Below are 15412 nucleotides of genomic sequence, written 5' to 3' on the forward strand. Positions count from 1 at the left end.
AACCATACCCGCACCCCCCCCCCCCCCCCCCCCACACACCCCCCCCCCCCCCCCCCACCCCCCCCCCCCCCCCCCCCCCCCCCCTCCCCCCCCCCCCCCCCCCCCCCCGGGAGGGGCGCACCCTGGTGGCCCGTCAGGTCTCGCTGGCCGGCGACCGAGGGCACGGCGCCCGGCACGTCGAGGCGCTGGCGGCGGCCCTGCGCGAGGCGGCCGCCTGGGTGGGCTGCGACGGCGTCCGGGTCGAGGCCCTGCCGGACGAACGGCTGCGCCCGGCCCTCGAGAAACTCCTCGCGAGCTAGGGCCGGGGCGCAGCCACGGTCACCCTATTTCGAGGATCTTCTCGCGCATCGCGTACACCACCGCCTCCATCCTGGAGTGCAGTTGGAGCTTCTCCAGGATGTTGCGCACGTGGTTCTTCACGGTGTTCTCGCTGATGAACAGCTCCTTGGCGATCTCCCGGTTGTTCATCCCGGTCGCCACCAGCTTGAGCACCTCCAACTCCCGGTCGGTGAGCCGGGGTGCGGGCACCAGGTCCCGGTCGTCGGAGCGACGCTGGATCATCGACTTGAACTCGGTGAGCAGCTTGGACGCCATCGACGGGCTGATCTGGGACTGCCCGTCGGCGACCGCGCGGATCGCGGTGGCGACCTCGTCGGTGGAGATCTCCTTCAGCAGGTAACCGGTGGCGCCCGCCTTGATCGCCTCGTAGAGGTCGGCCTCCTCGTCGCTTATCGTCAACATGATGATCTTGGTGCTGGGTGCCACGTCCTTGATCGCCGTGCAGGCCTCGATCCCGCTGCGGCGCGGCATCCGGACGTCCATCAGGATGATGTCCGGCAGCAGGTCGGCAGCCTTCAACACGGCCTCGGCGCCGTCGCCGGCCTCGCCGACGACCTTGATGTCCGGCTCCTCCGCGAGCACGATCTCCAGCCCCCGGCGGAACAACGCGTGGTCGTCCACCACCAGTACGCGGATCGGCTCACCCCGGTGCGGCGCGTACGCGGGTTCCTCCTCCGGTCCCGGTGACAGTCCGGTGACCGGCCCCGTAGCGGGCCCCAGCCCGAAGTGATCCCCCATCCGCTCCTCCCCCTTCGCGGGTCGTCGTGCGCCAATCATTCCACGCCGCGCGGCCGTTGCTGTCACCCTCCGACGCCGCCGTTCCGCATCGGGTGACCTCCCGGGCCCGCCCTCGACTCCCGCTCCACCCGCCCTGCCCCGAAACGCCGGTGACCCCGGCGGACTCGGCCGCCGGGGTCACCCCTCCAGGATTGTCTTCGGACGGTCAGTCCTCGTCGTCGCTTTCGCCGATCGCCCCGCCCGCGCCGCCGCCCGCGCCGGCCGACCCGTCGGTCTGCAGGTGGATGACGCCGTAGTGGTAGCCGTGACGGCGGTAGACGACGCTCGGCAGGCCGCTGTCCTTCTCCACGAAGAGGTAGAAGTCGTGGCCGACCAGTTCCATCTCGTACAGCGCCTGGTCCAGCGCCATGGGGGCGGCCGGGTGGGTCTTCTCCCGGACCACCAGCGGGCCTTCGCCCTCCACTTCCAGGGATCCCATCATGGTCTTGCGGACGGCCCCGTTGGTCTCGCCCTCCCGCACCGCCGTGTCCGGCAGCGCGGCCAGCGCCGCGGTCGCCTCGGCGACGCTGATGGGGGTGCGGCCGTTGCCGCCCTTGTGCACTCGGCGCCGGTCCGCGGACTTGCGCAGCTGGGCGTCGAGCTTCGCCGAGGCCAGGTCGAGCGCCGCGTACGGGTCGGCGGCGGCGGCTTCGGCCCGGATCACCGGCCCACGGGTACGGAGAGTGATCTCCACCCGCTCGGACCGGTCGGCCTGCCGCGGGTTGTGCTCCTTGGACACCTCGACGTCGAGGCTGATCACCTTGCCGTCGAACTTCTGGACCTTCTCCAGCTTCTCGGCCACGTGCTCGCGGAACCTCTTGGGCACCTCGGTCTTGCGGCCCTTGACGACGATGTCCACGCAGAACTCCGATCCCTCGTGCTGACGCCGATCCGGGTGCTACCGGACCGGACTGAGACCCAGCTGGACCAGCCCATCCACTGCCGGCCCCCCGCCCCCGCCGCCAGCGGCGGGAAACGACTGGCCCTCACCTCACTTCCTCCCCACCAGGGACGGTTGAAACCCCTTGGAGCTTTATCGAACACCTCACACGGGGTTTTCGCCTCCCCAGGCGCGGAGTCGGGTATGACCCGATACTGCGGGCGGGCGGTCAAGCTGTTGGACCCTGTCTACCCTCCTGCGAGTGAAGCACGGGTAAATACCTGGACAACACCCCCCGTACGGCGCATCCTTTGCTCACTCTCCGTGCCTGCCGTCGCCAGGAGCAGCCGTGCCACCACCCCCCGCCCCCACCCGTCCGCCGTCCGCCCAAGGGCCGTTCGGCCACGCACTGGCCGGACTGCTGGACGTCCTGGTCCCGGCCCGCTGCGCCGGCTGCGGCGCCGAGCGCACCCAGCTCTGCCCGGCCTGCCGGCACGCGCTGGCCGCCACCCGGCCCGGCCCCACGCTGCTGCCCTGGGCGCACGCCGCCGCCCCGTACGCCGACTCCGTCCGGCAGTTGCTGCTCGCCCACAAGGAGCGCGGCGCGCTGCGGTTGGCGGGCCCGCTCGGCGAGGCGCTCGGCCGGGCCGTCCGCTCCGCCCTGGGACCGCGTGCCGCCGCCGCGCCGCTGCTGCTGGTCCCGATGCCCTCGGCCCGATCCGCCGTCCGCGCCCGCGGCCACGACCCGACGCTGCGGCTGGCCGGGGCCGCCGCCCGCTCGCTGCGCCGGTGCGGCCTGGACGCCCGGGCCGAGCCGCTGCTGCGGCACGCCCGCCCGGTCGCCGACCAGGCCGGGCTGAGCGCGGCCGAGCGCCACCGCAACCTGCACGGCGCGCTCACCGTGCTGCCGCGCGCCCGGCGCGACCTGCTGGGCCGTCAGCCGGTCCTGGTGGACGACCTGGTGACCACCGGTGCCAGCCTCGCCGAGGCGGCCCGGGCACTGGCGGACGCCGGACTGCCCGCCCGGGCGGGCGCCGCGGTCGCCGCCACCGCGCACCGGCCCGGCTGAGGCACCGGGCGGCCCGACATGGCGTCAGGGATCGGAACGTCAGAGCGTGATCGGCGGGTTCCTAGCCCGCGTAGAAGAAGGACCCGGCCTTGTCGGCCAACTGGACCTCGCGCCACTGACTGCCGATCAGCCGGTAGATCGCGCCTCCGGCCGCCGCGAGCACCGACGGCGCCTGGGCCAGGACGTTGCCCCGGGACTCGGAGGCCGAGACGGTGAGCATGTTCTCGGCCTGCAGCGTGGTGTCGGCGCTCTGCGTGCCGTCGGTGCCGATGTAGTACAGCTGCTTGATCCGGTCGGCCTCCTTGCCGAGCACCAGCAGCTGGTCGGCCTCCGCCCAGGAGACCGAGGCGACGTCGGTGAGCGAGGGGGCCGCCCGGCGCAGGCCGGTGATCCGCGCGGTCGGCGCCTCCGGGGTACCGCCGTGCACCACCAGGCCGAAGTACAGCGAGCGGCTGGGCACGCCCGCGGTCTTGACCACCAGGGCGGCCCGGGCGCCGTCCGAGGAGATCTTCAGGGCCTGCACGGTCTGCCCGTCCAGCCCCTCGACCGCGACGGGGTACGTCCGGTTGCCGCGGACCATCACCACCCGCGGGCCCTGCGGGTTGCGGTCCACCACCCAGAGGTCGCCTCGGCCGTCCCAGCTGGGCGAGGCGAGGCCGTCCTCCTTGTCGGCGGTCTTCACCGGCGAGGTGAGCACCGGGTCGGGCAGCGCCACCGCGCTGTCCGCCAGCGGCACCGAGTAGAGCTGGTGGCCGTCCCCGCTGATCGCGGCGGCCCGGGAGCCGTCCCGGTTGACGGCCATGGTGCCGAGCGGCGCCTTGCCGGCCGGCTGCGGCTTGCCGAGGACGCCGCGCACCGGCTCGCCGTTGCGCTGCTCGTCGGTGACCATCAGGAGGCCGTTGTCGGCGCGCTGGTAGTACTGCTGCGCGGGCAGCGGCCCGGCCAGGGCGCCGGGGCCGGTGGCCGGCAGGTCGTTGCGGCTGGCGAAGCAGTTGCCCCGCTGGCCCTTGAGTTCAAGCCGTTCGACCTGTCCCTTGCCCTGGTCGGCGAGGGTGTAGAAGAGCTGGGTCGCCATCCGCCGGCAGGACACCGGTTCGCTGACGTCCGCCCCGCCGAGCTGCACGTGGGCGATCCGGCCGTCGTCGACGCTCACCCGGTCGACGCTGACGCCGCTCGGGAAGGACGTCCGGGCGACCGGCGCGAGCCAGGTCGAGGGCCCGGCGACCAGGGCCTTGGCAGCGGCGGTCAGCGGGTCTGTCCGGCGCCGCAGGTAGATCGGGTCGGGGATCAGGACCTGCTGGCCGGCGCTCCCGGTGACGGTCGAGGACGGGTCCGGCGTGGTGTAGAAGTACCGGTCGACCTGGCGGTAGCTGTTGTTGAAGTTGGTCTCGTTCATGATCACGCCGGTCGGCAGCTTGTCGATCCGCCACTCGCCGTCCTTCTCCCGGACGAGGGTGAAGTCGGCCGAGACGTCCCGCTGCCCCTCGGCCAGGTACGAGTGCTTCTCGTCGATCCTGGCGATCAGCGACCCGGTCACCGTCGCGGAGACGCTGGTGTCGGTGTCGGCGATCTCCTGGCCGGCCGGGAGGTTCGGGGTGGCGGCGGAGAGCACCTGGATGCCGGCGTCCGGGTTCCAGTGCGCGGAGGCGTTCTCGGTGAGGTACTGGCGCGCGGTCTCGTACCCCTCGTCTGCGGTCACCGCGTCCAGGAACCCGGTCAGCAGGGCGCGCGGCTTGGCGCCCTTGGCCGGCGCCACCGGGTAGACCTTGGCCTGCAGGTTCTTGTCGGCCGCCCCCTGCGACAGCTCCACCCGGGAGATGCCGCCGGAGTCCGGCATGGCCGCGCAGCCGCTCGCCACCAGGGCGCCGAGCACCACGCCGGCCACCGCCGTGAACCGCGGCTCAGTCCTGCTGCTCGTCCTTCGCACGCTGCGACCCCTCCAGGTCCGTCCCGCCCGTCCCATCCGTCACGTCCGGCTCCGCCGTCCGCTGTGCCACCGACGGCCGTCCGGGCGTCGGGTCCACCATCACCTGGGCGCCGGTGGCACCGTACCCGCTCCCCGCCGTCCGGACGTCCGAGGGGTCCGCGCGCGGCCCTTCGGGCAGCCGGCGCTTGCCCAGGTCGGGGCCGATGTTCAGCACCCCGCCGAGCCCGCTGCCGAAGCCGTTGACGGGCCCCTCCGGCGTCTCCGCCTGCTCCTCGGCCGCGGTCATCGCGGTCGCGCCGGGCGGGCTGATCGCCCGCCGGTACGGCACGCCGTAGGTGCCCAGGCCCCGGTTGTTGCGGGAGTCCTCCGGCTCCAGCCGGAACGGCGCCCGGCTGATCTCGCCGCCCCGGGTGCGCGGCAGGGTGAGCCGGAAGTGCGAGCCGCCGCCGGGCTCGCCCCAGGCCTGCAGCCAGCCGCCGTGCAGGTGCGCGTCCTCGACCGCGATGGACAGGCCGAGGCCGGTGCCGCCGGTGGTCCGCACCCGGGACGGGTCGGCCCGCCAGAAGCGGTGGAACACCCGGGACGCCTCGCCCGGCTTGAGGCCGATGCCGTAGTCGCGCACGCCGACCGCGACCGCGCCGTCGGCCGAGCCCAGCCGCACCACCACGTCGCGTCCCTCGCCGTGTTCCAGGGCGTTGACCACCAGGTTGCGCAGGATGCGCTCGATCCGGCGGGAGTCCACCTCGGCGACGACCGGCTCGCCGTCGCCGCGGATCACCACCGCACTGCCCTTGGCCTGGGCCAGCGGGTCGGCGGCCTCCACCACCCGGGCGACGATGTCGCGCAGGTCGACCGGCTCGCCGTCCAGGATCGCGGCGCCGGCGTCGAAGCGGCTGATCTCCAGCAGGTCGGCGAGCAGCGACTCGAAGCGGTCCAGCTGGCCCTGCAACAGCTCCGCCGAGCGGGCCGCCATCGGGTCCAGGTCCTCGCGGCTGTCGTAGATGAGGTCCGCGGCCATCCGGACCGTGGTCAGCGGGGTGCGCAGCTCGTGCGAGACGTCCGAGACGAAGCGCCGCTGCACCCGGGACAGCTCCTCCAACTGGCGGATCTGGGCCTGGAGGGCATTGGCCATCCGGTTGAACGACTCGCCGAGGCGGGCGATGTCATCCGTGCCGGTGACCTTCATCCGCTCTTCCAGGTGCCCGTCGGCGAGCCGCTCGGAGATGCCGGCGGCCATCCGGACCGGGGTGACCACCTGGCGCACCACGACCCAGGCGATGCCGCCCATCAGGATCACCACGAACACGCCGGCGGTCGCCAGGGTGCCGGTGATCAGGTCGAGGGTGTCGGTCTCCTGGCCGAAGGAGAACACGTAGAACATCTGGTAGCTGTTGCCGGCCGGGCCGGTGAACTGCATGCCGAGGGCCAGCCCGGGCTCGGTCCGCTCGTCGGCCCGGTGGATCCGGGCCGGCTGGTCGAACATCTGGCCGGGCTCGGAGTGGACCCTGTCCCGCAGGGTGTCGGGGACGCTGCTGGGCAGGATGTCGCCCGAGAAGCGCGGCGCGAAGCCGTTCTCCGGGACGATGGCGTCGGTGCCGGCGGCCATCGCGATCACCGAGTAGACGGTCTGCCCGCTCGCGGCCAGGTCGTTGACCTGCCGCAGCAGCCAGGTGCCGGTCTCCTCGATGGTGGGGTCGGGCGTGGCGCCGACCCGCAGCCGCTGGTCCTTCGCCTCGTCGATCTTCTTCAGTTCCGCCTGGAACCCGATCCTGGCCTGCTCGCGGGCGGCCGCCATCTTGGTGCCGAGCAGGCCGGTGCGCACCTGCGCCATCACGACCACGCCGAGCACCAGGACGACCGCGATGGACGCGAGCAGCGAGACCGCCACCACGCGCAGCTGGATCGACCGGCGGTACAGCGCCGTCACCCGGCGCGCGGGCCGACGCAGCTGACGGGTCAGCAGCGCGAACGCGGCCGCCCGGCGCCGACGGCGGGTGGTCGAACTCAGCACGGACCCGCGAACCGCGTCGGCCCCGTCGGTCGCGGAACCCGACGGGGCTTCGTCAGCCAGGTGCGTCACGTCAGCTGGGTCCGGCCTTGTAGCCGACGCCACGGACGGTCACCACGATCTCGGGGCGCTCCGGGTCCTTCTCGATCTTGGACCGCAGGCGCTGCACGTGGACGTTGACCAGGCGGGTGTCCGCCGCGTGCCGGTAACCCCAGACCTGCTCCAGCAGCACCTCACGGGTGAACACCTGCCAGGGCTTGCGGGCCAGCGCGACCAGCAGGTCGAACTCCAGCGGGGTCAGCGGGATGCCCCGGCCGTCCCGCTTCACCGAGTGGCCGGCCACGTCGATCACCAGGTCGCCGATGGTCAGCTGCTCGGGCGTCGGCTCCTCGGCACGGCGCAGCCGGGCACGCACCCGGGCCACCAGCTCCTTGGGCTTGAACGGCTTGGTGACGTAGTCGTCGGCACCCGACTCCAGGCCCACCACGACGTCGACCGTGTCGGTCTTCGCGGTCAGCATGACGATCGGAATACCGGACTCCGCCCGGATCTGCCGGCAGACGTCGATACCGTCCCGACCGGGCAGCATCAGGTCGAGCAGGACCAGGTCGGGCTTGGTCTCCCGGAACGCAGCTAGCGCCCTGTCCCCATCCGCGACGAAAAACGGCTCAAAACCCTCACCACGCAGCACGATACCGAGCATCTCGGCCAGTGCGGAGTCGTCATCAACGACGAGGACGCGTCCCTTCATGCGTCCATCCTCTCATTACCGGATTGTGACCTGCCGCACAGCAGTGCCAATGCTCCACAACGGCCAACTCCCCCCACCGGTTAATTCCGGCCATACCGGGCGAATGTGCCCGGCTGGAACGTCTTCGAACGGCCCGCGGCCCACCGCCCGACCACCGGAAGGCCCCCGTTTCCGATCAGCGGCCGGATACCCATGGGGCCTTCCCAGACCCCATGGCACGATGGGCGCTGCGCGCGGGCGAAAGATCCGCCCGGAACCGCGCCCGTGACGCCCCTCCGAGGAGCAGTGATGACCGACACTCCGGGCTGGGCCTCGCCCGGCTCGCCCGAGCCGCCCCGCGACGACGCCCGGCCCCCGGCCGACGCGCCCGCCGCCGTGCCCGGGCCGTCGGCACCACCGCAGGGCGCCCCCGCCCCGGCCCCTGGCTGGAGCGGTCAACAGACCCGGCCCGACTGGAGCCGGCCCGCACCGGGCGGCCACCACCCCTACGGCTGGGGCGCTCCGCAGAGCCCCAAGCCCGGCGTCATCCCGCTGCGCCCGCTCGGACTCGGCGAACTCCTCGACGGCTCCGTCGCCACCATCCGCAAGCACTGGCGGACGACCCTCGCCCTCTCCCTCGGCATCGCCGTCGTCGAGCAGGCAGGCAACGTCGCCGCCCAGCTGCTGGTCAAGGGCAAGACCGGCCCCGCCACCCAGGTGACGACCATGCTGGCCTCGATGCCGCTGACGGTGCTGCTCGGCGTGGTCGCCACCGCGCTGCTCACCATGGTCGTCAGCCGCGCCGTCCTCGGGCAGTCCGCGAACGCCGGGGACGCCTGGCGCGACGCCCGCCGCCGGCTGCCGCAGCTGCTCGGGCTGACCCTGCTCACCGGCCTGATGTCCGGCGGTGTGGTGCTGCTCGGCTTCAGCCCCTGGTACTTCTACGCCTCCGGCTCGGCGGGCGCCCCCGAGACGGAGGCCCTGCTGTTCCTCGTCGGCATCCTGACCATCCCGGTCGGGTTCTGGCTGTGGATCCGGTTCAGCCTGGCCGCCCCCGCCCTGATGCTGGAGAAGCAGGGTGTGCGGACCGCGCTGTCCCGCTCCCGGCGGCTGACCCTGGGCTCCTGGTGGCGCATCTTCGGCATCTCGCTGCTCGGCGAGGTGCTGACCTTCATCGTCGCCATGGTCATCGCGATCCCGTTCCGCTTCGCCGGACTCGTCCTCGGCTTCAGCGACCTCGACCGCCAGGTCGACCTCAGCTCGGCCCACGAGCCCACCGCGATGCTGATCACCACCGCGATCGCCGGCATCATCGCCGCCACCCTCACCATCCCCTTCCGGGCCGCCCTCGGCGTCCTCATCTACGTCGACCAGCGGATCCGCCGCGAGGCCCTGGACATCGAACTCGCCCGCGCCGCCGGCCTCGCCGAGTCCGGCGCCACCGGCTGGGGCGACCAGGCCGGCCGGCCCCCCGCGAGGCGCTGACCCGGATGCCTACCTGGGGGGACAGGCTCCTCGTCGCGGGCGGCGCCCCGGTCACCGTCCCGCGTGACCCGGCCCGCGACGCCGCCCGCGACGAGCTGCTCAACGCCGAGTACCACAAGCACGACCCGAGCGTCCTGGAACGGGTCATGACCTGGCTCAACGACCACATCACCGACGCGCTCGACAGCATCTCCGGCAACGGCACCAGCGGCACCACCGGCCTGGTGCTCTTCCTGATCGTCGCCCTGCTGATCGGTGCCGCCCTCTGGTGGCGCCTCGGCGCGCCACGGCGCGCGGCCCGCACCGTCCTCGACGTCTACGGCGTCGAAGGACCGCGCGGCGCCGGCCAGTACCGGGCCGACGCCGAACGGCACGCCGCCGCCGGGCACTGGAACGAGGCCGTCCGCGCACAGATGCGAGCCCTGGTCCGGGCCCTGGAGGAACGCACCCTGCTCGACGTCCGCCCCGGCCGCACCGCCGACGAGGCCGCCACCGAGGCCGGCCGGGCCCTGCCCGACCACGCCGCCGCCCTGGCCGCCGCCGCCCTCACCTTCGACGACATCGCCTACGGCGAGCGCACCGCCGACCAGGCCGCGTACCAGCTGCTGCGCGAGCTCGACCGGACCCTGGAACGCGCCCGCCCGGCCCTGGGAGGAGCGGCATGACCAGCACCGCCCCCGCGCCGCCCGCGCCGCAGCCGCCCGCCACCCCTGCCCCCGGCGGGCCGGCCACGACCAGCCTCGCCCCCACCGGCCGCGGCCTCTGGCGCCGGGCCCGCTGGTACCTGCTCGTCCTCGCCGTCCTGCTGATCGGCGCCACCGCCGTGGCCGCCCTCGGCCAGGACCGCCGCTACCCGCCGCTCGACCCGCGCTCCTACGACCAGGACGGCAGCCACGCCGTCCTCGCGCTGCTCGAACACCAGGGCCTCAAGACCGACCTCACCACCGACCTCACCGGCCACCCGGGCGGCGCCGACACCCTCGTCCTGCCCGAGCCCGACCTGCTCGGCCCCGCCGAACTGCGCGCCGTCGCCGCAGCCCGGCACAGCCGGCTCGTCCTCGTCGCCCCCGGTCCGGCCGCGCTCAGCGCCCTGGCCCCCGGCATCCGCCCCTCCGACGAGGACGGCGGGCCCTCCTACGCCTCCGTCCGCAGCACCACCGCACAGTGCCCGCTCACCGAGGCCGTGCGGGCCGGCAGCGCCGAGATCGGCGGAATGCTCTACACCAGCGGCAGCCGCGGCGCCGGCTGCTACCCGCGCGGCCACGGCTACCCGCTGGTCAGCGCCCCGACCGCCGGCGGCGACGTCATCGTGCTCGGCACCGGCGCCTTCCTCCACAACGAGCAGCTCGCCAAGGACGGCAACGCCGCCCTCGCCCTCGGCCTGCTCGGCTCCCAGCCCCGCCTCACCTGGCACCTGCCCGACTACAGCACCCCGCTCGCCCAGGGCACCCGGGACAAGACCTTCGGCGACTACATCCCGGACGGCTGGCGCTGGGCCGGCTACCAGCTCGCCGTCGCCGCCGTCCTGACCGCCCTCTGGCGCGGCCGCCGACTCGGCCCCGTGATCAGCGAGAACCTGCCCGTGGTGGTCCGCGCCGCCGAGACCACCGAGGGCCGCGCCCGGCTCTACCGCCGCGCCAAGGCCCGCGGCCGCGCCGCCGAGGCCCTGCGCCGGGCCGCCGCGCACCGCCTCGCCCCGGCCCTGGGCGTCCCGCTCCACGCCGGCGCGCCCGACCCCGACACCCTCTGCGCGGCCGTGGCCGACCGCCTCCCCGAGCAGCCCGCCGGCGACGTCCGGGCCCTCCTCTTCGGCCCGCCCCCGACCGACGACACCGCACTGCTGCGGCTCGCCGACGACCTCGACGCCCTCGAAAGGCAGGTACGGAACCCGTGACCGAACAGGCCACCGCCACCCCGTCCAGCACCCCCGGCGCGGCGGCTGCCACCCCGGGCACCCCCGACACCGCCGCCGACCCGCGCGCCGCACTCACCGCCCTGCGCGCCGAGATCGGCAAGGCCGTGGTCGGCCAGGACGCCGCCGTCACCGGCCTCGTCGTCGCCCTGCTCTGCGGCGGCCACGTCCTGCTGGAGGGCGTCCCCGGCGTCGCCAAGACCCTGCTGGTCCGCACCCTGTCCACCGCGCTCAACCTGGACACCAAGCGCATCCAGTTCACCCCCGACCTGATGCCCGGCGACGTCACCGGCTCCCTCGTCTACGACGCCCGGACCGCCGAGTTCTCCTTCCAGCCCGGCCCGGTCTTCACCAACCTGCTGCTCGCCGACGAGATCAACCGCACCCCGCCGAAGACCCAGGCCGCCCTGCTGGAGGCCATGGAGGAGCACCAGGTCACCGTCGACGGCGTGCCGCGCGCGCTGCCCGTCCCGTTCCTGGTCGCCGCGACCCAGAACCCGGTCGAGTACGAGGGCACCTACCCGCTGCCCGAGGCCCAGCTGGACCGCTTCCTGCTCAAGCTGGTCCTGCCGCTGCCCGACCGGGACCAGGAGTTCCAGGTCCTGTCCCGGCACGCCGCCGGCTTCGACCCCCGCGACCTCGCCGCCGCCGGCGTCCGCCCGGTCGCCGGGCCCGCGCACCTCGCCGCCGCCCGCGAGCAGATCGCCAAGCTGACCGTCTCCCCCGAGATCCTCGCGTACATCGTCGACCTCTGCCGGGCCACCCGGCAGTCCCCGTCGCTGTCCATCGGCGTCTCGCCGCGCGGTGCCACCGCCCTGCTGGCCGCCTCCCGCGCCTGGGCCTGGCTCGCCGGCCGCGACTACGTCACCCCCGACGACGTCAAGGCCCTGGCCCTGCCCACCCTGCGGCACCGCGTCGCGCTGCGCGCCGAGGCCGAGATGGAGGGCGTCACCGCCGACTCCGTCATCCAGGCCGTCCTCGCCCAGACGCCCGCCCCCCGCTGAACCGCCCGTTCCCGAAGGAGCGCACCGCATGGCCCTCACCGGGCGAACCGCCCTGCTCGCCGCGCTCGGCACGCTCGTCGTGGGCCTGTTGCTGCCGTCCTGGGCCGGGATCGGCCTCGTCACCGGCGCCGTGCTGCTCGCCGCCGCGATCGACCTGGTGCTCGCCGCCCCCGTCCGCGGTCTGGAACTCGGCCGGGGCGGCGACACCACCGTCCGGCTCGGCGAACCCGCCTCCGTCGAACTGACCGTCACCAACCCCTCCGGGCGGCCCCTCCGGGCCCGGATCCGCGACGCCTGGGCCCCGTCCGCCTGGCGGCCGGGCACCGCCGAGGCCGCCTCCCGACACACCCTGCACGTCCCCGCCGGCGAGCGGCGCCGGGCCGTCACCGTGCTCACCCCGACCCGCCGCGGCGACCACCACGCCCGACGGGTGACGGTCCGTTCGCTCGGGCCGCTCGGCCTGGCCGGCCGCCAGGGCTCGCACCACCTGCCCTGGACAGTCCGAGCCCTGCCCCCGTTCAACAGCCGCAAGCACCTGCCCTCCCGGCTCGCGCGGCTGCGCGAACTCGACGGCCGCACCTCGGTCCTGACCCGCGGCCAGGGCACCGAGTTCGACTCCCTGCGCGAGTACCTGCCCGGCGACGACGTCCGCTCCATCGACTGGCGGGCCAGCGCCCGCCGCAACACCGTCGCCGTCCGCACCTGGCGCCCCGAACGCGACCGGCACATCCTCGTCGTCCTCGACACCGGCCGCACCTCCGCCGGCCGGGTCGGCGACGCGCCCCGCCTCGACGCCGCCCTCGACGCCGCCCTGCTGCTCACCGCCCTCGCCACCCGCGCCGGCGACCGGGTCGACCTGCTCGCCCACGACGCCCGCAAGCGCGCCGCGGTCGCCGGCAGCTCGCCCAGCGAGATCCTGCCGGCCTTCACCAACGCGATGGCCTCCCTCCAACCGGCCCTGCACGAGACCGACATGCGCTCACTGGTCTCCACCGCCCTCAAGATGGCACCGCACCGCTCGCTGATCGTCCTGCTCACCGGCCTCGACACGGCCCCGGTCGAAGACGGCCTGCGCCCGCTGCTGCCGCTGCTCACCAAGCGCCACGAGGTGGTCCTGGCTTGCGTCGCCGACCCCCACCTGGACGCCCTCGCCGCCGGCCGCGGCACCCTGGAAGCCGTCTACGGCGCCGCCGCCGCCGAACAGACCCGCGCCGACCGCCGCGCCACCGCCGACCTCCTCACGCGCCACGGCGTCACCGTCCTCGACGCCTCCCCCGCCCAGCTCGCCCCCGCCCTCGCCGACACCTACCTCGCGCTCAAGGCCGCCGGCCGCCTCTGAGCCTCGCCCGTACGGGCGGTCCCGCCTCTTGGTCCCGTTCCTTGGTCCCGTTCCTTGGTCACGTCGTACGGTCCCGTCCCTTCAACGGGCAGTCCGTGGTGACGCCGCGCCTCCTGCCTGGTCCGTCAGCGAGGCCGACGGGCGTTCAGCCGGGCGGCCTGGCGCATGAGGTGGTCGCGCTCGGCGAGGTTGGGGGCCTGGTGGGCCGCCTCGGCATACAGCCGGGCCGCCGTCTCCAAATCACCGTCGCGCTCGTGGAGGTACGCCGCCACCGCCGTGTGGCGGGGCAGCGAACCGTCCAGCTCCCCGAGCGCCGCCAGCCCGGCGCGCGGCCCGTCGGCCTCACCGACGGCCACCGCGCGGTTGAGCCGGACGACCGGGCTCTCGGTCAGGCGGGCGAGCTCGTCGTACCACTCGACGATCTGCACCCAGTCGGTCTCCTCCGCGGTGGGCGCGTCGGCATGGAGGGCCGCGATGGCGGCCTGGGCCTGGAACTCGCCCAGCCGGTCGCGGCCCAGGGCCGCTTGCAGGATCCCGACACCCTCGGCGATCAACCCGGTGTCCCACCGGCCACGGTCCTGCTCGGCGAGCGGCACCAGGCTCCCGTCGGACGCGGTCCGGGTCCCGCGCCGGGCATGGTGGAGCAGCATCAGGGCGAGCAGCCCCGCCACCTCGGGGTGGTCGATCACCTCCGCGAGCTGCCGGGTCAGCCGGATGGCCTCGGCGGCGAGGTCGACGTCCCCGGAGTAGCCCTCGTTGAAGACCAGGTAGAGGACGCGCAGCACGGTGGCGACATCGCCGGGCCGGTCGAACCGCACCCCCGAGACGGTCCGCTTGGCCCGGCTGATGCGCTGCGCCATGGTCGCCTCGGGCACCAGGTAGGCCTGGGCGATCTGGCGGGTGGTCAGCCCGCCCACGGCGCGCAACGTGAGCGCGACCGCCGACGACGGCGTCAACGACGGGTGCGCGCACAGGAAGTAGAGCTGGAGCGTGTCGTCCACCGCGGACGCGGGCCCCGGCTCCGGTTCCCCGTCGACCCGGTCCTCGCGCCGGCGGCGGGCCGCGTCCGCCCGGGCCGCGTCGAGGAACCGGCGCCAGGCCACGGTGACCAGCCAGCCCTTGGGGTCCCGCGGCGGACCGGCCGGCCAGACGCGGACCGCCTCGACCAGCGCGTCCTGCACGGCGTCCTCGGCCGCCGCGAAGTCGGCTCCGCGGCGGACGAGGATACCGAGCACGCTCGGCGCGAGACTCCGGAGCAGGACTCCGTCCACCGGCGAGGTCACTCGGTGACGGTGGGCGGCGCGGCCAGGAACGGACGCAGCTCCAGCCACTCGTGGATCGGCCGCCCGCCCGCCCCGGGAGCGGCCGACAGCTCCCCGGCCAGCTCGACGGCGCGCTCGTAGCTGTCGACGTCGATCACCATCCAGCCGGCGATCAAGTCCTTGGTCTCGGCGAACGGGCCGTCGGTCACCGGCGGGCGCCCCTCGCCGTCGTACCGGACGAAGGTCCCCTCGGGAGCGAGCGCCTGGCCGTCGACGAACTCGCCGGTCTTCTCCAGCCGGTCCGCGAAGTCCTGCATGTACCGCACGTGCGCCGAGATCTCCTCGGGCGTCCATCGGTCCATGGGCACGTTGTTGACCGGAGCCGGGGCGCCTCGGTAGTGCTTGAGCAGCAGGTACTTGGCCATGATGTTCTCCTCGGTGCTGGTGCGACCCATTGTGGCCGCGTTCACCCCGGGGACGGAGCCAGCCACGGGTTCTCGACATGGCCGGCCGAACTTTTTTGAACTTTCGTGAGGGACCCTGGTGAGGTGCTCCTGTGGGCCGGAAACGCAAAAAAACCCCCACCCGGTTTCCCGGATGGGGGTTCTCTGTGAATGATTGTTCGGCGGCGTCCTACTCTCCCACAGGGTCCCCCCTGCAGTACCATCGGCGCTGTAAGG

General features: G+C 74.1%; 14 protein-coding genes. 7 read left to right on the top strand and 7 right to left on the bottom strand.

The window, feature by feature from the left end; translation table 11 throughout:
* The first annotated feature begins 125 nt into the window (after positions 1 to 125).
* The gene (locus AC07BF_RS34295; RefSeq protein ID WP_478334384.1) at positions 126 to 299 is read left to right on the top strand and encodes a hypothetical protein; all 174 of its coding nucleotides are present in this window, start codon (positions 126 to 128) and stop codon (positions 297 to 299) included.
* A 19-nt stretch (positions 300 to 318) separates the two neighbouring features.
* Here the strand turns inward: AC07BF_RS34295 and AC07BF_RS34300 are convergent, their stop codons facing one another.
* Together AC07BF_RS34300 and hpf are read right to left on the bottom strand one after the other, a co-directional pair.
* Positions 319 to 1077: a response regulator gene (locus AC07BF_RS34300; RefSeq protein ID WP_079135841.1), complete on the bottom strand. Its 759-nt coding sequence runs from the start codon at positions 1075 to 1077 to the stop codon at positions 319 to 321.
* Between the two features lie 205 nt (positions 1078 to 1282).
* The gene (gene hpf / locus AC07BF_RS34305) at positions 1283 to 1975 is read right to left on the bottom strand and encodes a ribosome hibernation-promoting factor, HPF/YfiA family (RefSeq protein ID WP_363587336.1); all 693 of its coding nucleotides are present in this window, start codon (positions 1973 to 1975) and stop codon (positions 1283 to 1285) included.
* 370 nt (positions 1976 to 2345) lie between these two features.
* Here hpf and AC07BF_RS34310 point away from each other — a divergent pair, with 370 nt between their 5' ends.
* Positions 2346 to 3065: a ComF family protein gene (locus tag AC07BF_RS34310; protein WP_363628092.1), complete on the top strand. Its 720-nt coding sequence runs from the start codon at positions 2346 to 2348 to the stop codon at positions 3063 to 3065.
* 61 nt (positions 3066 to 3126) lie between these two features.
* Here the strand turns inward: AC07BF_RS34310 and AC07BF_RS34315 are convergent, their stop codons facing one another.
* From AC07BF_RS34315 to mtrA, 3 genes are all read right to left on the bottom strand, one after another.
* On the bottom strand, positions 3127 to 4992 hold the full coding sequence (locus tag AC07BF_RS34315; RefSeq protein WP_363587332.1) for an LpqB family beta-propeller domain-containing protein: 1866 nt from the start codon (positions 4990 to 4992) through the stop codon (positions 3127 to 3129).
* The gene (gene mtrB, locus AC07BF_RS34320; protein ID WP_400331400.1) at positions 4967 to 7003 is read right to left on the bottom strand and encodes an MtrAB system histidine kinase MtrB; all 2037 of its coding nucleotides are present in this window, start codon (positions 7001 to 7003) and stop codon (positions 4967 to 4969) included. Before mtrB ends, AC07BF_RS34315 begins: the two co-directional genes overlap by 26 nt.
* Before the next feature lie 70 nt (positions 7004 to 7073).
* The gene (mtrA, locus tag AC07BF_RS34325; RefSeq protein WP_030247322.1) at positions 7074 to 7751 is read right to left on the bottom strand and encodes an MtrAB system response regulator MtrA; all 678 of its coding nucleotides are present in this window, start codon (positions 7749 to 7751) and stop codon (positions 7074 to 7076) included.
* Positions 7752 to 8039: 288 nt separating this feature from the next.
* On the opposite strand from mtrA, the gene AC07BF_RS34330 reads away from it, so the two are divergent.
* From AC07BF_RS34330 to AC07BF_RS34350, 5 genes are all read left to right on the top strand, one after another.
* Positions 8040 to 9215: a DUF7847 domain-containing protein gene (locus tag AC07BF_RS34330; protein ID WP_478334385.1), complete on the top strand. Its 1176-nt coding sequence runs from the start codon at positions 8040 to 8042 to the stop codon at positions 9213 to 9215.
* 5 nt (positions 9216 to 9220) lie between these two features.
* On the top strand, positions 9221 to 9880 hold the full coding sequence (locus AC07BF_RS34335) for a DUF4129 domain-containing protein (RefSeq protein ID WP_363587328.1): 660 nt from the start codon (positions 9221 to 9223) through the stop codon (positions 9878 to 9880).
* Complete coding sequence (locus AC07BF_RS34340; protein ID WP_478334386.1) at positions 9877 to 11109, top strand: DUF4350 domain-containing protein; 1233 nt, start codon at positions 9877 to 9879, stop codon at positions 11107 to 11109. The genes AC07BF_RS34335 and AC07BF_RS34340 overlap by 4 nt, the downstream gene beginning before the upstream one ends.
* Positions 11110 to 11210: 101 nt before the next feature.
* Positions 11211 to 12131 carry an AAA family ATPase gene (locus AC07BF_RS34345; RefSeq protein WP_363587370.1) on the top strand — a complete coding sequence of 307 codons (921 nt, stop codon included), beginning with the start codon at positions 11211 to 11213 and terminating at the stop codon, positions 12129 to 12131.
* Positions 12132 to 12159: 28 nt separating this feature from the next.
* Complete coding sequence (locus AC07BF_RS34350) at positions 12160 to 13470, top strand: DUF58 domain-containing protein (protein ID WP_363587324.1); 1311 nt, start codon at positions 12160 to 12162, stop codon at positions 13468 to 13470.
* A gap of 125 nt (positions 13471 to 13595) precedes the next feature.
* On the opposite strand, the gene AC07BF_RS34355 is transcribed toward AC07BF_RS34350, so the two are convergent.
* A complete protein-coding gene (locus AC07BF_RS34355; protein WP_363628192.1) occupies positions 13596 to 14741 on the bottom strand; it encodes an RNA polymerase sigma factor in 1146 nt (381 codons plus the stop codon).
* 8 nt (positions 14742 to 14749) lie between these two features.
* Complete coding sequence (locus AC07BF_RS34360) at positions 14750 to 15157, bottom strand: YciI family protein (protein ID WP_063351357.1); 408 nt, start codon at positions 15155 to 15157, stop codon at positions 14750 to 14752.
* Positions 15158 to 15412: the final 255 nt, after the last annotated feature.

The organism is Kitasatospora sp. NPDC043950, from assembly GCF_056435345.1.